The sequence below is a fragment of the Chryseobacterium herbae genome (assembly GCF_025154075.1).
GTDB lineage: Bacteria > Bacteroidota > Bacteroidia > Flavobacteriales > Weeksellaceae > Chryseobacterium > Chryseobacterium herbae.
The window spans coordinates 1,386,558-1,406,274 of record NZ_JAOAMU010000001.1; the positions used below are offsets into that span (position 1 = coordinate 1,386,558).

The 19,717-nt window shown below is 37.8% G+C and carries 15 protein-coding genes; 8 read left to right on the plus strand and 7 right to left on the minus strand.

Features of this window, described 5'->3' with window-relative positions; all coding sequences use genetic code 11:
• Positions 1–80: 80 nt before the first annotated feature.
• The 3 genes from N0B48_RS06095 to N0B48_RS06105 all read left to right on the plus strand — a co-directional run bounded on the left by N0B48_RS06095 (position 81) and on the right by N0B48_RS06105 (position 3,045).
• Entirely contained in the window at positions 81–593 is a 513-nt protein-coding gene (locus tag N0B48_RS06095; RefSeq protein ID WP_259837487.1) for a YceI family protein, read from the plus strand.
• A gap of 156 nt (positions 594–749) precedes the next feature.
• A complete protein-coding gene (gene ygiD / locus N0B48_RS06100) occupies positions 750–1,577 on the plus strand; it encodes a 4,5-DOPA-extradiol-dioxygenase (protein ID WP_259837489.1) in 828 nt (275 codons plus the stop codon).
• A 298-nt stretch (positions 1,578–1,875) separates the two neighbouring features.
• Positions 1,876–3,045, plus strand: coding sequence for a carboxypeptidase-like regulatory domain-containing protein (locus tag N0B48_RS06105; protein ID WP_259837491.1), 1,170 nt, complete (start codon positions 1,876–1,878; stop codon positions 3,043–3,045).
• A 166-nt stretch (positions 3,046–3,211) separates the two neighbouring features.
• On the opposite strand, the gene N0B48_RS06110 is transcribed toward N0B48_RS06105, so the two are convergent.
• The 4 genes from N0B48_RS06110 to hutH all read right to left on the minus strand — a co-directional run bounded on the left by N0B48_RS06110 (position 3,212) and on the right by hutH (position 7,314).
• On the minus strand, positions 3,212–4,705 hold the full coding sequence (locus N0B48_RS06110; RefSeq protein ID WP_259837493.1) for a S8 family peptidase: 1,494 nt from the start codon (positions 4,703–4,705) through the stop codon (positions 3,212–3,214).
• Positions 4,706–4,822: 117 nt separating this feature from the next.
• Positions 4,823–5,269: a GNAT family N-acetyltransferase gene (locus N0B48_RS06115; protein ID WP_259837496.1), complete on the minus strand. Its 447-nt coding sequence runs from the start codon at positions 5,267–5,269 to the stop codon at positions 4,823–4,825.
• Positions 5,270–5,340: 71 nt separating this feature from the next.
• Positions 5,341–5,811, minus strand: coding sequence for a DUF2059 domain-containing protein (locus N0B48_RS06120; RefSeq protein WP_259837498.1), 471 nt, complete (start codon positions 5,809–5,811; stop codon positions 5,341–5,343).
• A 12-nt stretch (positions 5,812–5,823) separates the two neighbouring features.
• Complete coding sequence (gene hutH, locus N0B48_RS06125) at positions 5,824–7,314, minus strand: histidine ammonia-lyase (RefSeq protein WP_259837500.1); 1,491 nt, start codon at positions 7,312–7,314, stop codon at positions 5,824–5,826.
• A gap of 137 nt (positions 7,315–7,451) precedes the next feature.
• Here hutH and N0B48_RS06130 point away from each other — a divergent pair, with 137 nt between their 5' ends.
• The 3 genes from N0B48_RS06130 (at position 7,452) to N0B48_RS06140 (ending at position 11,173) form a co-directional block, all read left to right on the plus strand.
• Positions 7,452–8,213 carry a hypothetical protein gene (locus N0B48_RS06130; protein WP_259837503.1) on the plus strand — a complete coding sequence of 254 codons (762 nt, stop codon included), beginning with the start codon at positions 7,452–7,454 and terminating at the stop codon, positions 8,211–8,213.
• A 269-nt stretch (positions 8,214–8,482) separates the two neighbouring features.
• Complete coding sequence (gene uvrC / locus N0B48_RS06135) at positions 8,483–10,273, plus strand: excinuclease ABC subunit UvrC (RefSeq protein WP_259837505.1); 1,791 nt, start codon at positions 8,483–8,485, stop codon at positions 10,271–10,273.
• A gap of 135 nt (positions 10,274–10,408) precedes the next feature.
• Positions 10,409–11,173 (plus strand): T9SS type A sorting domain-containing protein, encoded by a 765-nt coding sequence (locus N0B48_RS06140; RefSeq protein WP_259837507.1) that lies wholly within the window; start codon positions 10,409–10,411, stop codon positions 11,171–11,173.
• A gap of 76 nt (positions 11,174–11,249) precedes the next feature.
• Here the strand turns inward: N0B48_RS06140 and N0B48_RS06145 are convergent, their stop codons facing one another.
• Genes N0B48_RS06145 through N0B48_RS06155 form a run of 3 tightly spaced genes read right to left on the minus strand, consistent with a single transcriptional unit; the run spans position 11,250 to position 14,008 of the window.
• On the minus strand, positions 11,250–12,002 hold the full coding sequence (locus N0B48_RS06145) for a hypothetical protein (protein WP_259837509.1): 753 nt from the start codon (positions 12,000–12,002) through the stop codon (positions 11,250–11,252).
• 23 nt (positions 12,003–12,025) lie between these two features.
• On the minus strand, positions 12,026–13,108 hold the full coding sequence (locus N0B48_RS06150; RefSeq protein ID WP_259837511.1) for a putative type IX sorting system protein PorV2: 1,083 nt from the start codon (positions 13,106–13,108) through the stop codon (positions 12,026–12,028).
• Positions 13,109–13,120: 12 nt separating this feature from the next.
• Complete coding sequence (locus tag N0B48_RS06155; RefSeq protein WP_259837513.1) at positions 13,121–14,008, minus strand: DMT family transporter; 888 nt, start codon at positions 14,006–14,008, stop codon at positions 13,121–13,123.
• A 394-nt stretch (positions 14,009–14,402) separates the two neighbouring features.
• On the opposite strand from N0B48_RS06155, the gene N0B48_RS06160 reads away from it, so the two are divergent.
• Positions 14,403–16,031 (plus strand): acyl-CoA carboxylase subunit beta, encoded by a 1,629-nt coding sequence (locus tag N0B48_RS06160; protein WP_259837515.1) that lies wholly within the window; start codon positions 14,403–14,405, stop codon positions 16,029–16,031.
• Between the two features lie 127 nt (positions 16,032–16,158).
• A complete protein-coding gene (locus tag N0B48_RS06165) occupies positions 16,159–19,152 on the plus strand; it encodes a zinc-dependent metalloprotease (protein WP_259837517.1) in 2,994 nt (997 codons plus the stop codon).
• Positions 19,153–19,717 lie beyond the last annotated feature (565 nt).

Consider the following 19,717-nt stretch of genomic DNA (forward strand, 5'->3'; position numbering starts at 1 on the left):
TTCTTATCCTAAATCAATGTCCCGTATACGTTCTCTGTCCTACATTTGCAGTATCAATAACAAACAAAAAATACAATACAATGGCAACAAAATGGAACCTAGACCCAACGCATAGTGAAATTACTTTTAAAGTAAAACACATGATGATTTCTAACATCAAAGGAAACTTCAGAACGTTCAATGCTGAAATTGAAGCGGACGATGATACATTCACCAACGCTAAAACAACGGCTACGATTCAAACTGATTCTGTATTCACCAATAACACAGACAGAGATAATCACCTAAAATCTGCTGAATTTTTCAATGCAGAAGAATATCCGTCTATCACATTTGAATCTCAGGCTTTAAATGATAAAATAACAGGAAACCTTACGGTAAACGGTGTGACAAAACCAATCACTTTAGATGTAGACTTCGGTGGCATCAACGTTGACCCGTGGGGAAATACAAAAGCAGGTTTTTCTTTTGAAGGAAAAATCAACAGAAAAGATTTCGGACTGAACTGGAACGCAGCTCTTGAAGCAGGAGGTGTAATGGTAAGCGAAGACGTAAAAATCGCCGGAGAATTACAATTTGTGAAACAGGCATAATAAAACGGAGTTTTTGGTATTCAAAAGGGAGCCACAACGTGGCTAGCCAAGAATAGGATGCAATCCTATTAAACAAAAAAATGTCCAATTCATAACATAAAAAGGTTCAGGGATTTTTCTAAAAGCCTTGAACCTTTTTCTAATTACAACCTCACTATGAACCTCAACGATCTGCAGAACATCAGCGACCATTTTGGAAATACCCAAAGAATGCCCGTTTTATTTCTCGGGCACGGTTCGCCGATGAATGCTATTGAAGAAAACCAGTTTGTACAGGGATTCAGAAAAGCGGCACAGGAAATCCCAAAACCTAATGCTATTCTTTGTATTTCCGCACACTGGTACACGCAGGGAACATATGTCACTGCGATGGATATGCCCAGAACAATCCACGATTTTGGTGGTTTTCCGAAAGCTTTGTTTGATGTACAGTATCCTGCTCCGGGGAGCCCGGAACTGGCAAAAGAAACAGTTGAACTTTTAGCTCCGGCTTTGGTGGAGGAAGATCATAACTGGGGCCTTGATCACGGCGCATGGTCGGTGATTAAACATATGTACCCGGATGCTGATATTCCTGTGATCCAGCTGAGCATCGATTACACAAAACCTCCGCAATATCATTTTGACCTGGCCCAAAAGCTGAATAAGCTTCGTGAAAAAGGTATTCTGATCATCGGAAGTGGAAATATTGTACACAACCTCCGCCTGATCGACTGGAAAAACATCGATACAGTAGGTGCCGGCTGGGATTGGGCGATAGAAGCAAGAGAAAAGACCAATAACTGGCTTCTGGACGGAAATTTCCAGAACATCATAGACTATCAGAAACAGGGAACATTCCTTCAGTATGCTGTTCCTACACCGGATCATTACCTTCCGTTGATCTATTCATTAGGTTTAAAAGATAAAGCTGAAAACCTGTCTTTATTTAATGATGAGCTCATTGGTGGATCTTTAAGCATGACCAGTGTGAGGATAGGATAAACCAGTTTTAACCTGAGTTGGGGATAAGAAATTAAGATTAAAAGATTGGAAGATGGAAGATGGAGGATAGAAGTTACTATTAGGCGGTAAGTATTTAACAATTTCTTTTAAATTTATTGAAGTAGTTTTAAAAAGATTAATTAAAAGACACTGTATTTCAATCTTTGGACTTCAATAACTTCCCTCTTCGAGCTTCTGACTTCCTTACATAATGATAAAAACTGAAATGTCTTATCCCGAACTCATGTTATTTTAAGAGTCTTTTTTTATCACTAGAAATTTAGTAATATTGTTTCCCATGAAAAAAACGATATTCCTATTTTTGTTTATACTCCCTTTGTATTTTGTAAGCGGTCAGGTTATTAAAGGCCGGGTAGTGAGTGATACAGGCAATCTCATCCCCGGTGTAAATATTTATATTGACGGAACCAAAACAGGAACGGTTTCAAAAGAAGACGGCACCTTCAGTCTCAATATCTCCTCTGCGACTTTGGGAAATGTCGTTTTTCAGAAGGACGATTTTGAAACTTTTACGACAGCCGCTTCAGAGGTTATCAATAAAAATCTGAAAGTGGTTCTGACTAAAACCACCGCTATTGAGGAAATCAGACTGGTTCCTTACACTTCGGAAGCTTATAGAAGTCATATCAATTATTTTCTGGAAACTTTTATTGGCAGTGACCGTGAACATGTAACGATCAAAAACCAAAAGTCCCTGAAATTTTCCTACGACAAGAAGAATAAATTCCTGAAAGTAAAAGCTCCGAATACTTTAATCATTGAAAATAAAAATCTGGGTTACGAGATCCAGTACAATTTGATCAATTATTCCTCAGATTTTAATACCCGCACAGTCAATTATACAGGAACAAGTTTTTTCAAGGAAACAAAAGGCACGGATAAAATCAAACTTAACCGGATGAATGCTTATGATGGAAGTCTGCTTCACTTTTTCAGAAGCATCCACGACAATAAGATCTCGGAAGAAAAATTCATTGTGAATCACGTTGTAAAAGTTCCCAATCCGCAATACCCTACAGAAGAACAATTACAGGCATTGGAAGATTTCAGAACAATCGCAAAAAATACTGAAGTAGTCAAGGTCCCTGAAAATATCAGTGAAATTTCCCAGAGAAAAAATAGCCAAAGACCGTATGCGTTGGCCATTGTAAAAACACTCCTCCCTGATTCCGCGTACGTGACAAGAAAAGAAGGAAAGGTGCTGTTCAGTTTTAAGGATATGCTTCAGGTGAATTATAAAAAGTATCTCTACGAAATTAAGGGAAACGAATTTGTGAAAAGTACATTACCCAAGACACTCTCCTCCTATCTGCATCCGGAAGGCGAAATATTTGAGGTTACAAAAGAAGGGAATATCACCAATCCTGACCAGCTTATCAACGAAGGCGATTTTACAAAAAATAAAATTGAAAATCTACTTCCATTAGATTATCAGCTCGGAGACTGAGATATTCCCTTTAATATTTTTATTAAGAGATAGTCTAAATATTTAAGGTATAAATCTCATTACCTCGTAATGTTTCGGGATGCGGGTTTCGAGTTGTCGGATGCGGGTTTCGTACTTCAAAAACTCGTAACACGAAACTCACAACTTATAACTCATAATTTATAACTTATTGTACTGCTTTCAGAACATTGATATTTCCATAGCCGTAGCTTGAATTTACAGTAGGATAATAAGTTGCAGACTGTCTCATTTTATTCAGCACCTGATCTCTCGTCCATGATGGGTTTTTAGACCACACAAGAGCTGCAATACCTGCCGTAGCTGCTGTTGCCACTGATGATCCGCCTACATAATCAGACTGATTGTTGTAATAACTTAAAACAGGAACCGTATTTCCATTCGCTCTTTCCATCTGGAAGGTAAAATCGATCTGGCTTCCGGAATGACACACATCACATTTCTGGTTGGATGTCCCTTCTTTTACCCCGGTTACAGCCTGTGTTTCAGACATACTTGCAGGGAAAATAACTCCCACAAAATTGGTAAAACTGGTAGAAGTTCCTCCTGCACAGAAGATCAGTTTTCCTTTGGAATAAGCATATTTCACCCCGTCTTCAATTTTTCCAACAGAGAAAATATGGCCCATTGACATTGAAATAATCTTCACGCTGGTATTATTGGCCAGATCCGTAAATGCTGTTTTCACTCCGTTCTGCTCACTAGAAGTTTCCAGCACCACATTGGAAGCGGCGCGGTAAGTGATCAGATTGGCATTGTACGCCACACCTACAGGAAGTCCTGCATTATTTTTCGGGGCTGCCATTACGGAAGCCATTTTTGTTCCATGACCGCACTGATCTGCCGGTCCGTCTGTAGTAGATCCATTCACATAAGATCCAAATTTGTTGATTGTTCTTCCGGAAGAAGCTCCGGTATTAAAACTGCTTCCCAATAATGTCTGTTCCGGTGAAACTCCAGTATCGATAAGGCCTATCGTAACTCCGGCTCCTGTACTGTATCCCCACGCATTGGGAATATTGTGCTGGGTAAAAGCCCAAGGAACTTTAGCATTCGGGGTTGTAGTCGTGTAATCTGCAGCACTTAAAGAAGTCGATTCAAAGCCGCATCCTGATGAGGAACCGCTGGATTTGGCATTCGGATTAAGACCATTTTCGATTTCAAAATAATGATAATCTCCCGGTTCTACATACCGGATAGTTTTCATCTTTCTCAGGGCCGTAATGGTTTCCTCTTTTTCTAAGATGACATCTATTTGGTTGAGATACTGATCTGAAGCAATCAGAAATCGCTCCTGTCCTGCATTTTCATACTTTTTGATGACGTCCAGAACTTCAGCTTCCATGGTTTTGCTGTCTGCAGAAAGGCTTCTGTCAAAATCATCTTTTGAAGATCCAAATCCGATGGACACCATTCTGTTTCCTCTGAAAATAGCACTCCAAAGCAGATGATCGGAAGCATTTTTCCAGTTAAAAGATCCGGTATTTTTGATCGAGCTGTTAATTTCATCGTTGATCTGTTTTCCCGTTAAAGGATCTTTCTGAATGTTTTCAATTTTAGGATTCTCGTTTTGAAGTTCGTCACTGGTACATGAGTTCATGACAAAAAACAGTGCCAGTAGGTAAAATACACTTTTTCTCATAGTTTTAATTGTATGGTTTGGAACCACAATATAACACTTTGATGAGAATTAAAAGCTCAGAAAAAATGAATTTACTATTACAAGAATATGAATCCTTATCAATACCCTTTGAAAAATTTACAATATTTTCTCATAACAGACGCTTTTATCGATACCGATATACTGTCCGTAGTTAGGAATTTTGCAATACCCACTTTTCTCGTAGACGGAAAGGGCTTCATTCTGTTCAAGTGAACTTTCCAGAACGGCTTTTGTATAACCTGATTCTTTTGCCCAAGACTCTAGTTCCTGCACAATGGCTGTGGCCAGACCTCTTTTTCTAAAATCCGGATGGGTGTACATTCTTTTGATCTCTACCGTATCTTCAGAAAATTTCTTGAAAGCTCCGCATGCTCCCGGTTTTTCATCAATATAGATGACAATACAGTTTTTGATGCTGTCAATTTTATTGAACTGGTCATAGAATGAGTGATCGTCTCCGTTACGGATGGCAAGATCGGCATCGAGAAGTTTAACTAAATTTTGAAAATCTGTGTGGGAAGAATCTGTTCTGGTGATGGTCATTTTTCTTAATTTAAAGATTTAAAAATTGGGGTGTAATACAAAAGCTTCCCCGGTGAGAGGAAGCTTAGGGTTTATTTTTGTTTTTCACTTTTCGCAGGTGGAGGTGATAATACTTCCTGATAAACAGATTCTTTATCTAGCTTATCTTTTATTTTCTGTGCTATTTCACGTCCCATTTTCCCTCCTTCCTCCATGCTTTCTTTCATAAGCGAAGGCATAACCCTGAGTGTCTTTTGTCCAACAGGAGATTTATAAAAAGTAATAAGTTCATCAATATCAGATTCGGTATAATACTTTGCATAGATTGGAATATACAGATCAGCCATTTTGTTAGATGAAATCTCCGATGAAAATTCATCCCAAAATCGATCCGGAACATCAGGATAGCCCACTTTAAACTGCTGTATGTATTGCTGCATTACCGTGATAGCCATTTTATCAGCACCCGTAATTTTAATAAATTCACGGATCTTGGCTTCTGACGCCTGAGAAAAAGCAAGCGTCCCAACAAGCATACTTAAAAAAGTGATTATTTTTTTCATTATTACCGTCAATTAAACTTCAACCTTAAATTTCCTTTCGTTGATCAGCTCTGCAATGGCCAGCATATCTTTTCCTATCAATCTGTCATCTTCCAGTTTCTGAACTTTAGAACGGATGATGGTAAAGTTTTCTTCGATGATTTTCGAACATTTGGAAGGTCTTCTGAATTCCAATCCCTGTGCTGCAAACATCAATTCTACAGATAAAATATTCACCAGATTTCCTAAAACCTGATTGAATTTTCTACCGGAAATACTTCCCATAGAAACGTGGTCTTCCTGGCCTAAACTTGTAGGAATGGAATCTGCCGATGCCGGGAAACATAATGTTTTATTTTCCGTAACCAAAGCTGCAGAAGTATATTGAGGGATCATAAATCCTGAATTCAGTCCTGAGCTTTCCGTTAATAATCTTGGAAGTCCGTATTTTCCTTCCAGTAATAAATAGCTTCTTCTGTCTGAAATATTTCCTAATTCAGCAACAGCCAGTGTGGCATAATCTAAAGGAAGTGCCATCAGCTGTCCGTGGAAGTTTCCTCCGGAAATAGATTCTTCAGCGCTTAGAACAATTGGATTGTCTGTTACAGAATTCAGTTCCGTTTCAGCCATCAGTTTAAGGTGTTCAAAAGCATTTCTGCTGGCACCGTGCACCTGAGGAACACATCTCATAGAGTAAGGATCCTGAACTCTTTCGCAGTCTTCGTGCGCTTTCATATTTTCGGAACCTTTTAAAAGCTTAACCATTCTTGCCGCCACTTTTTTGCTTCCCTCGAAAGGTCTGATCTCGTGAAGTTCTTTTTTGAACGGACTTTCAGAACCTCTATAAGCTTCAATACTCATTGCCGCAGTCATATCAGCCAGATTCAGTAAATATTCAAATTTCTCCAGACCTTTGATCGCGTGAGCCAGAATAAACTGCGTTCCGTTGATCAATCCCAAACCTTCTTTCGGACCTAATACCAACGGCTCAAGGCCATGTCTGTCCAAAACTTCCATCGTTTCGAAGATCTCCTCACCTTCCCAAACCTGTCCCAATCCAAGCAATGGAAGTACAAGATGTGCAAGAGGCGCTAAATCTCCGGATGCCCCTACAGAGCCTTGCTCTGGAACAACGGGAATAATATCTTTTTCAAGCATCAGGATCAGTCTTTCAATCACTTCAAGAGAAACTCCTGAAAAACCTTTGGACAATGCATGAACTTTCGCAATGATCATGATTTTGGAGAATTCCTTATTGATTGGCTTTCCAACACCTACTGCGTGGGAAATAATAAGGTTATACTGCAACTGGGCAGTTTCGTCAGCAGATATTTTAGTATCGCAAAGGGGGCCGAAACCCGTATTGATCCCATAGACACATCTATCGGATTCTACTATTTTCTGAACGTTTTTCTGAGATTTTAGGATCTGTTCTTTGGCTACTTTATTAAGTTTAGCTTTATTTGGTTTTTTACAGATTTCCAGAACATCATGGAAAGTGAAAACATCTACACCGTATATCATTTCTAAAAATTTCCTTAAAATTACGCATTTAGCGATAATTGTAAAAGCTAAATTTCACGGTCTTATATTTTTCTAACAATAAGTGATTTTATTTGCTATTTTTACCGCCAAAATAAAAAAACATTTATCAATAACCTATGAAACTTAAAATTTTACTGCTTACCCTGTGTCTGGCAGGTACTGCAACTTTTGCCCAGAAGGTAAAATACTCCAAAGAAGAAAGAAAAGAAATGAACCGTTATTTATTTAACGAAGGGTTCAATACGGCATCAGACAAAAAAGTGTCCACCATTATATTAAAAGATAACACTGAACATCAGGGTTACAGTAAGTCTTGGGAAAAACAGAAAGGTCAGATTCTTTCCATTACGATCGAAGATGTGGATACCAAAAAACCTATGAAATTTGTCGCCGCAGATATTGCTGAAATGTATTTGTACGCCACGGAGACAGAAAAATCTATGAAAGCGGCCAGCTTTATTTCAAACATGAGGAATTACAGCACCAAGAAATACAGTAAATCCACCACAAACGAAGCAATCCGTTTTGAAAACCAAACCGTTTCGTTAAAAAACAAAAAAGAAAGCAGAGCCTTTTTAATGCAGGTCATCAATCCTGAGTTTAATGAGATTATTTCTGTTTATTATGATCCGTTTGCAAGTACTACTGCTACAACAGGTTTTGCGGGTGCTCCTGCATTCGGTGGCGGTGTGATCAAATCCTATTATGTAAAGAAAGGAGATAAGGTAATGTGGCTTCATAAAGATGATTTTGAAGATAACTATGATTTCCTATTCGGCGACAATCCTGAGTTCATGAAAAAATATCCTAAAAACTCTGTAGAGTGGAATTATTTCAGCTTCTTAGTCTATCAATATACGGATATGAGCCACGCATAAAATTTAATTTTAATCCGAATTTGGGATAAGCGTCAAAAGCAGAGACCCAAGTGCCAAGGTAGAGTGAATAGTGAATTTTGCTTCGCAAGTGAATGGTGAATCTTTTGTGTATATGTGAGATTGCATATATTAGAAGACCCAACACTGAAACCCTAAAACGCTCTGACCCTCAAACCCAAACCTGATTTTAACATACATCATAAAACTGCAGAACATTCTGCAGTTTTTTTGTTCTTTTAAATCCCGGATGGATTCCGTAATTTTGTTATATGAATCCTTCTTTAGAATTACAGCTCAAAACTTTACCATCAGAACCAGGCGTTTATCGTTATTATGATAAAAACGACCAATTGCTGTATGTAGGAAAGGCCAAACACTTAAAGAAAAGGGTTCTCTCCTACTTCAACAAAAATCTTCCGGGCTACCGTATCAAAATAATGGTAGGGAAGATTGTCCGTCTGGAAACAACCATCGTTAATAGCGAATACGACGCTCTTTTACTGGAAAACAACCTGATCAAGGAGCACCGTCCTTTTTACAATGTCTTGTTGAAGGATGACAAAACCTATCCATGGATCTGTATTAAAAACGAAAACTTTCCAAGGATTTTCCTCACCAGAAATGTGGTCAAAGACGGATCTGAATACTATGGTCCTTACGCCAAAGTGCGTCCTGCCAAGATTCTGCTGGATACCATTAAACATATTTATAAGCTCAGAACCTGTAATCTGAACCTATCGCCTGCTAAAATAAACGAAGGAAAATACAAAGTCTGTCTGGAATACCATATCAAAAACTGTGAAGGACCTTGCGAGGATCTGGAAAGCAAAGAGGATTATGATGAAAAGATCGATGCCATCCGTGGAATTATCAAAGGAGATTTCCGGAAGGCCAAAGAATATCTGATCAATCAGATGATGAAACATGCAGAAAATCTGAAGTTTGAAGAAGCACAGATCATCAAGGAAAGGCTGGATATTTTAGAAGATTATCAGGCTAAAAATACGGTGGTCAATCCTAATATTGATGATGTGGATGTATTCGGAATGACCAGTGATGAAACGGCTGCTTATGTGAATTTCTTCAAAATCCGAAACGGAAATATTATTCAGAGTTTTACCACAGAAATCAAAAAGATCCTTGAGGAAACGGATGAAGATATTATGGAAGAAGCCATGATCGAGATCCGGCAGAAGTTCAGCTCCGATTCTAAAGAGGTCCTGCTTCCGTTCCATCTTTCGGTGGAGATCCCGAATGTAAAACTGATTGTTCCAAAGGTTGGTGATAAAAAAAGGATTGTAGAACTTTCCGAGAAAAACGCCAAGGAATACCGTTTGGAAAAACTGAAGCAGGTACAGATCATAGATCCGGAAAGACATACCAACAGGATCATGGCTGAAATGCAGAAACTACTGAGAATGCCGGTGGAACCAAGACATATTGAAGGTTTTGACAACTCGAATATTCAGGGAACCAATCCTGTTTCTGCGTGTGTTGTATTTAAAGACGGAAAACCAAGCAAAGCTGATTATAGAATTTTCCATCCGAAAACGGTAGAAGGAGCCAATGACTTTGCAACGATGGAAGAAGTGATTTACCGCCGCTATAAAAGACTGCTGGATGAAGGAGATGAACTTCCGCAGCTGATCCTTATAGACGGTGGAAAAGGACAACTTTCCTCTGCTGTAAAAAGTCTGAGATTATTGGGACTCTACGGTAAAATTACAATTGTAGGTATCGCGAAAAGACTTGAAGAAATTTTCTTCCCTGAAGATTCTATTCCGTTGTATCTGGATAAAAAATCGGAAACCTTGAAGATTCTGCAGCGGGTAAGAGATGAAGCTCACCGTTTCGGAGTAAAACATCACAGGACGAGAAGGAAAAATTCTACTATAAAATCTGAGCTCGAAGAAATTCCGGGGGTAGGTGAAAAAACTATTGAACTGCTGCTTTCTAAATTGAAGTCGGTTAAACGCATAAAAGAGTCAAGTTTGGAGACTCTGGAAGAGATTTTGGGGAAAAGCAAGGCAAAAGTTATTCATGAATATTTCAACAGCTAAAGAAATAGCTTTTAAACATATCACAATCTCAATAAAAAATCAACAAAAATATCAGATTCACATTAAATACATGTGGTTTTCAAGCATATATCGATTTAATTATTATTTTAGTTTTAATAATTAAATACAGATCATATGAAAATTTATTACATTTTTTCAACTTTATTAATGGTATTATATGGTAATTCCATGTACAGCCAGACCTATTGCAACCCAACCTATTCCGAAGATTGCGACTTATGGAGAATTACACAGGTCACAATTCCGCAGGTAAGTTTTGACAACTCCTTTGCGACAGGTACATGCGTTTCAGGAAGAGACAGAACTTCTATCATTATTAATTTAAATACAGGGACCAATTACACCCTGAACGTATCCACTACCTATTGGATTTCCTGCGGAATGTCCATCGATTTTAATGTAGACGGTGATTTTGATGATGCAGGAGAAGCATTGTTTTTACCGTCTTATATTGGTAATCAGTATCAAACTTATACCGGAGACTTTACAATTCCTTCGTCTGTAGTAGCGGGAAACTATAGAATGAGGATCTGGAACCGTCTTGCCAACTCTGGAGATGGAGATTCAGCATGCGGATCATATGGATATGGAACATGGACAGATTATACGGTAAAGATTGGGCAGCTATCCACTTTGGAAGTAACAAAATCCACTGTGAAAATTTATCCTAACCCCGTTTCTGACGTTTTGAATATTGAAGATACTAAAACAATAAAGTCCGTGGAAATATATGATTTCAGCGGAAAACTAATAAGAAATGAAGTTTCCAGTAACAATAAAAAAACTTCTGTAAAATTATCAGACCTTGTTCCCGGAACTTATACCGCAAAAATCATCAGTGATAAAGAAATACAAAACGTTAAGTTTATTAAAAACTAAAATACCTTACCGTTTAAAAAATCCCCTTACCTGAATTCAGATAAGGGGATTTGTTTTTATATTGAGTCATCAAATTCTATTTTCCGGAGAAAACTTCTTTAGAAAAATCTCCGTTAGACTGCGGCAAATCAATGATGATATTTCCATTTTCAACATATCCAATGGTATAAGTACCGTCTGCAAGCTTTACTCTGAAGACATCTTTCTTTGAAGAAGCTTTGAAAACAGCAAATGGTACAGAACTTCCGCTGTCTGCCAGGATAAACTGATTGTTGTCTACCTGAATTTTCTGAAGGTTCCATTTACCGTTTGAATATTTACCGAATTTATTTTCTGAAACAGGAGCAGAAGAAGACGTATCATTTTTACTGATCGTTTCAGTAACTACAGATTCTGCCTTTACAGTCTGAACTTTTTCTGTAGGATACGAAACAGGAACCGCTATGATAGCCTGTTTAAGAGCATCCTGAAATCCATCCTTAAAATCTTTGATATTGGAAGATCCTTTGGAAGAAAAAACAGTTTTCTCATTACAGTCTTTCACTTCAATAAGCACCTTGTTTTTTAAAAAGCTGCTGTTATCTAAAAGATTGGCATATAAAACATGGCAGGGATTTTCTCTGGCATCGGAAGGCCATTCTTTGATTCCCTGTATCACTGTATATTTTTTACCTGTCAGCCCTTTTGCCAGGGATGTTTCAAGTCCATAGGAATCTTTATCAAAATCCTTGAATTTTTCCGGAACGGAAATATATTTATAATCAGAAACTTTCTGTCCAAAAACAGCAGTTACCAAAAAGAAAGCCGCTATTACTGATATTTTTTTCATTGCTTTTAAATTACATGTCAAAGTTAATCATTTCTGAATGCCCCCATATCCAGTTTAAGGGAGAAAAAATTAGAATAGAAATTAGATCCTCCTATTCCTGAATTGGTGATGGCATAATCCAGTGTAAGTCCTCTGTATTTTATACCGATACCGGCGCTCGGTTGGAAAGAAACCTTTCTCTTTAGGTCCTCAATATCTGTGATAGACTGGAATCTGTTTACCCCAAGTCTTACAAAAATCATTTTCTGATAGCCAAGTTCAGCACCCGCATAAGGCGTAAGGCTGGCAAAATCTGTAGAAACCAGCGCTGCTGTTTTCGCGAAATCGACATTGATTCCAGCTTCCGGTAATACATATAAACTGCTGTTGATATTGAATACTTTACTTGCCCCAACATTCAGTTTAGGCATGGTAAGTTCCATTTTATCTTTTGGTGCCGGGTTAAATTCTTCACCATTTACAATAGTAGAAAGTTCTCCCTGGTTGATGCTCCAGAAATTGACGGTAGTCGTTGCATCACGCAACATCCCCCCAAATTTCCATCCGTTGTCTGCTTTATAAATGGCACCCACATCAAAACCAAAACCATAACCGCTGGCAAATTTCCCGACATTCCTGTAAACAATTTTAGCATTCACCCCTACATCCAGTTTAGGATTTCCGGCAGGATGAAAGGCATAAGAAAGGATAGCCGCGTAATCCGACTGGGAAAATTTGGTGATCTTGTCATAGTCAATATTCCCTTCCGCATCGATCATTTGTGTCGTGTTCAGGATATTGTCTACTCCCAATCTTACAATAGAAACTCCGAATACGCCTTCTTCCAATACTTTAGCATAAGCCAGATAATCATATTTCGCAATAGATTCGAAATATTCTGCGTGCATTGCTGCGCCCTGCCAGTCTCTTTCGATAGCCATTAAACCTGCGGGGTTCCACATCGGGGCATATACATCGTCCTGATTGGAAATTACAGCTCCACCCATGGCCAGTCCTCTTGCTCCAGCTCCGATATTTAAAAATTCATTGGAGTATTTTCTTATAATCTGAGATTGAGAGAGCCCAAACAGCAGTGAAAATGCAAGTAAAAAATATTTCTTCATCATATAAATTTGATGCTAGTTAAAGTTTTTTTGTTTTTTTGTTTTTCTGGATTTCATCAATCCATTGACAATGATTGCCAGTATCATAACGCCTGAAGCTCCATAAAATACAGGGCTCATTTCTTCTGATTCCCCAAAGATAAAAAAAGCTAGTATAATTCCGTAAACAGGTTCTAAATTAACTGTTAAAATTAGTGTGAACGGCGAAATATATTTCATCAGGTTTACAGATTCCAGCATTGGAAAAGCTGTAAAAACACTTGCTAACAAGCATATTAACGCCAGATCTCTGTAGTTTATTTCATTCATGTGAAAAATCTGTCCTGTACCCATATAAAATAGAGCAAGAACCAGCCATCCACAGAAGATTTCATAAAATATAATATTTCCTGAACTCGTTTTCCCAAACATCTTCCCGTTAAAAACGCTGAAAATAGTCCCGAAAACGGCACAGAGGATCCCATAAATGATTCCTTCTTTAAAATGAAACTCTGTTTTAAAGATCATTAATATACAGGCAACAATCACCACGCCCATGACAACTTCCGATACATCGATCTTTCTTTTAAAAATAATGGGTTCCAATATGGAAGCAAATAAAGTAGAAAGGGACAGGCAGCTCAGTGCGATGGAAACATTCGAGACTTTAATGGAATAAAAAAAACAGTACCAGTGGAGGGCCATGGCACAGCCGATCCCGGCCAGCTGAAAAAATATCTTCTTTGATACTTTTATGCTCTCTTTTTTATAAATCCTGATGAAGATAAAGAGGAATATAGCTGCAAAAAGCATCCTGTAAAATACAAGAATCTGAGCGTTGGCATGAATCAGTTTTCCTAAAATTGCAGTGAACCCCCACAAAAAAACAATCAAATGCAACCTGAAAAGTGCTAATTTTTGCATATCCTACCTTCTGTAAATTTTTAACAGGCAAATTTACAAATAGCATTTAGAAATAGTGCTAAAAAGATAAGTTTAGTCAAATAAAAAGCAGAAAATGAGAAATTCAGTTTATCTACTCATTATAGGATACAAAAAAACCCTGAAAATTTGTTCAACGTTCAGGGCCTTCAAATAATAAACTATTAAAAAAATAAACTAGGAACTTAGAGTATTTAGCAGGGAATATGATCCCCTTAACTCTGAAGTAAAGTTAGAAAAAATATAAGTAATTTAAAAACAAATTTCTGTTAAAAATTTCACAAATTTCTGAGAACCAATATATTAAACACTTGTTTTACTTCAGTGTGTATTCTTTATAAAAATAGTATCTTTAGGCGTAAAAAATTGAAATTTTATGGACCTTGAATTCAACAAACGGGAAGATCAAAACCGATTAAAATTATCCGATCTTAATCAATTGCTCGCTGAAATAAAAAAAGGAGGCGGTGAAAAGAGGCTTCAAAAGCTTCGTGACGAAGGAAAAATGACAGCAAGAGAAAGAGTGGAATATCTTCTCGATAAAGGTTCAGATTCCATAGAAATCGGTGCATTTGCTGGCTATGACATGTATAAAGAACATGGCGGGTGTCCTAGCGGAGGAGTTGTGATAATGATGGGCTATGTTTCAGGCAGACAGTGTCTGGTTGTGGCGAATGATGCTTCTGTAAAAGCAGGTGCATGGTTTCCGATTACCGGAAAGAAAAACCTGAGAGCGCAGGAAATCGCCATGGAAAACAAACTTCCAATCATTTATCTGGTAGACTCTGCAGGGGTGTATCTTCCTATGCAGGATGAAATTTTCCCTGATAAAGAACATTTCGGACGAATTTTCAGAAATAATGCTAAAATGAGTTCGATGGGGATTATTCAGATCTCTGCCGTGATGGGGAGTTGTGTAGCGGGAGGAGCTTATCTTCCTATTATGAGTGATGAAGCGATGATTGTGGATAAAACAGGTTCTATTTTCCTGGCCGGAAGTTACCTTGTAAAAGCAGCTATCGGGGAAAGTATTGATAACGAAACTTTGGGTGGGGCTACTACGCACTGCTCTATTTCAGGAGTTACGGATTATAAGGCTAAAGATGACAAAGATGCTTTAGACCGAATCAAAAACATCATGAAATCTCTTGGAAGTACTGAAAAGGCTGGATTCGACAGAATAGAAAGCTTTCCTCCAAAAGAAAACCCTGATAATATTTTCGGCATTGTTCCAGTTTCCAGAGCAGAACAGTATGACACTTACGAGATCATTAAATGTTTAGTTGATAATTCAGAATACGAAGAATATAAACCCGATTACGGAAAAAGCATCATCTGTGCTACAGCAAGAATTGACGGCTGGTCCGTAGGAATTGTAGCGAATCAGAGAAAACTTGTCAAAAGCGGAAAAGGTGAAATGCAGTTCGGCGGTGTCATTTATTCAGATTCTGCTGATAAATCGACAAGGTTTATCGCTAACTGTAACCAGAGAAAGATTCCTTTGGTTTTCCTTCAGGATGTTACAGGATTTATGGTAGGATCTAAATCTGAGCATGGAGGTATTATTAAAGATGGCGCTAAAATGGTGAATGCCGTTTCGAATTCTGTAGTTCCGAAATTCACGATCATTACAGGAAATTCTTATGGAGCAGGAAACTACGCGATGTGTGGCAAAGCTTATGATCCAAGACTGATCGTGGCGTGGCCTTGGGCTGATCTTGCCGTAATGGGTGGATCTCAGGCAGCAAAAGTTTTAGTGCAGATTCAGGAATCAACTTTAAAAAAGCAGGGAAAAGAAATCACTGAAGAAGAGCATAACGAAATTTTAGATACCATTACCAAGAGATACCAAAAGCAGACTGAAGCTACTTACGCTGCAGCAAGGCTTTGGACGGATGCTATTATTAACCCTACCGATACGAGAAAATGGATTTCTATGGGTATTGAAGCTGCCAACCACTCTCCAATTACGGAAAAATTTAACCTAGGAGTTATTCAGGTATAAAAATATTCACAATATATTAATAGTACATTTATTTTTTTAATATACATTGATAAAACGACAATATGATAAATAATTCATATTGTCGTTTCTTTTTATTTATTAACTTTATAAAGAAAACCACTTTATTATGAAATATAAATTAACTTTTATTCTATTAATCATTTATACTTTTTTCTGGGGGCAGAATATTTCAAAAGAAGCCTCATTGCCAGGCAGTGTGTTCCCATTCGATTTCCAAAGATTTGATAGCCAGTTTCGGGAAAGCCGGTTGAAAAAAGAAAAAATTTCAAAGGTCTGGATCAACATTCCTTCGGAAAACGGGAAAAGTATAAGATTTAATTTAAGCGAGAACAGCCTTACAGAAGAGAGACTTAATTCAATTCTTACTTTTGATGGTGTGAGTGAAGATCGAAGTACATCTTTAAAACTGTCTGTTTTCAAGGATCACTTTAATGCTATTATTAAAAATGATGAGGGTTATTTTATTGTAGAACCTTACAAAACATCTCCCGGCCAGTATAGGATTTATAACGCTTTCTCCAAGTTTGACGAAAGATTTACCTGCGGAGTGGAAGAAAATGATATTATTAAGGAATTAGCGACAGTTAAACAATCTTTAGCGTCAAAATCAGCTGCCAATTTTCCATTTGGAAACCAGATCAGAAAATTCAGGCTGGCCGTAGCTACTACCGGTGAATTCACCCAGGCTTTTGCCGGAAATACGGATGATGCGTTGGCTGAAGCTGTTAATATGGTAAACCTGATCAATAAGATTTATGAATCAGAAGTTTCTGTAACGTTTGGTCTTATCGCTGATACTACTAATAAAACGCTGATATTTACTGATCCTGCTACTGATCCATTCACTGTGGATCCTACTTTTGCCAGTGCAGCTAATTCGCAAACAGGTTTTAACACCTTAAATACAAATACGACACTGATTTATAATAAATATGATATAGGACATACATTCAATATTTTAAGCAGTGGCGGAGCACAGGGCCAGGCTGGTCCGCAACCGTGTAACAATACTTCAAAATCAAGAGCGTGGAGTCAATGGGCTCTCACTATGCCTAAAGGCGTTGTTGCAGGCTTGATTGCGCATGAAATGGGTCATCAGTTCTCTGCAGGACATACCTATAATGCGGTTGGAGGAAGTGCGAGCAGTCCTACATTTTGTACAAGCGGTTGGAACGCTGGTGCAGCTATTGAACCTGGTGGTGGATCAACGATTATGGGATATTCTACCAATTGTTCGACTCCAAATAATCAGACCAATACAGGAAATAATAATTTAAATTATTTTAACGCAAGAAGTTTAGATCAAATTCTTGCTTATCTGCAAACTCCTGCTAACTGCTACACCATTGTAGCCAGTACCAACCAGGCTCCTTCTGCCAACGCAGGAGTAGATATTACCATCCCGAAAAATACACCTTTCAAATTAAAAGGAATTGCTACTGACCCGAATGACAGCAACCTTTCCTATACCTGGGAACAGGCTGATATAGCCACAGCTAATGATAAAGGAGCATTCGGATCCACCATTACCGGAACGGGGGGTTATACTGCAGTAAACAGTACGACTGCACCTTTGTTCCGTTCTGAACAAACTGTTTCCACTACAGAAAGATATTTTCCTAAGATGCAGTTTGTATTGAATAATCAGAACAATCCACCTACCAATGATGCCGAAGCTTTGCCTCTGGTAGCCAGGAATATGAAATTCCGTTTTACCGTAAGAGATAATAATGCGACAAACGGAGGACTGGATTCTGATGAAATCATTGTAACTGTGAGCAACAATGGACCACTAGCTGTTTCATATCCAAATGCAACAGGTATTTCGGTGGCTTCAAATACTACCGCCAATATTACCTGGGATGTGAATAATACCAATACGATTAAAAGTAATGTTGATATTTTATTATCTATTGATGGCGGAATATCCTTCCCTTATACTTTAGGATCTAATGTTCTGAATAATGGCAGCTATACTGCTACTATTCCTTATATCCCTTCTACAGATAAAGCAAGAGTGAAAGTAGTAGGAGTTATCAATTCTTATGCAGAATTCTTTGATGTTTCTGATAATAATTTCACCATTACATCAGACTGTGCGGCTTACTCTACCTATATTACACCACAGACTGCAGCTACAGCGGTTTCTGGAAGTCCTGCAGCCAATCTTAATATGACTGCTCCTACAGCGGCAGAGGCAGCCTATACTTCTAAAACCTTCGTATATAATGTAGGTACCAGTACGAATAACGTTATTGTCTACAGCAATTCCGGAATGACAGCCCCTGTTTCTGCAAGCAACAATTCTGTAACCAATACCTTTAAATTCAGAGTAACAGAAAGCGGCTCGTATGTTTTCTCCAAATCATCTGGATTCCTGATTACCTCTGTACATTCAGGAAGCCCTGCAACACTGGCTAATTTCTTAACGTCAAATTCATATTATAATGGCACAAGTTATACATCTACCGGAGCTGCAAAAGCTGTTGTATTGAATGAGGGAGTTGATTATTACTTTGTCATTTCAAACTTTTCAAATCCTGCCAATGCAACTAGTTATACTCTTACAGCTGCAGGTCCTGGAAGTCTGTATGAAACTTCTGCAACACCGGCTGGGTACAGTTATACATTTGTAGCCATCAACAATTCGACTGGTAAAATTCAAGCCGTGAGTCCTACAGCCAACTTTACTTCTCTTCCAGCAGGAACATATACCGTAAAAGGTATTTCTTACAATAGTACAGCTAACGTATCAACTTTTGTTGGAAAAAGTGTCAGTGAGCTTATTGCTTTAAATATCTGTTTGAATGAAAGTAAAAATTCAAGAATATTGACAGTTACTTCAAGCTTAGGCACAAAGGAATATCAGAATATCAGTAATATTAAAATTGCCCCTAATCCAGTGAAAGATATACTTTCAGTGATTACTGGCAAGCAGGTTACCCATTACGAATTATATGATATGTCCGGAAGAAATATGACCGGAAGAAATAAATATTCTGGAAGTATCAATTTCTCTGAATATTCAACAGGTTCTTATGTGCTGAGACTTTTTGATAAGGAAGGTCTTATCTATACAACAACCGTTATTAAAAAATAATATTTTTTCTACATACAATAAGGAAAGATGGTCGAAAGCCATCTTTTTTTGTTCTGTGTCTTAATTTTTAGGTGTAAAGCTTCAGAAAAGATTGTTTAAAAACGAAGGATTAGAAATTTTCTTTTCAGTTTAGGATCTTTCTTTGATGCTTATGGGAATAGCTTAGTCTAAGTTTTGGCTAAAGCCATTTACGATGGATATATATGGTAAGCGGGCTAAAGCCCGCTCCTATTGAATATATAGGAAAAATATAGAATCAGTTTATTGGTTCTGGTAGTATAAGACTTTAGTACAAAAGCTCAACCAGGCGTGATATGGGAATAATATTTGGGTAAAAATTATAAATGATAATCTATAATTGATAAATGATCAACGTCCGCTCAATTACTCATACTCCAGATTGATCACTAAAAAAGTCACACACATTCTGTATAAGACCTTGCATATGGCTTATGGCTTATGGCTTATGCCAATTTAATTTAAAGATAGATGATGAAAGATGATTGATAATAGATGTTGTGTAGTGACTACAAGGTCTTGGTCCGCATACTCATTACTCATTACT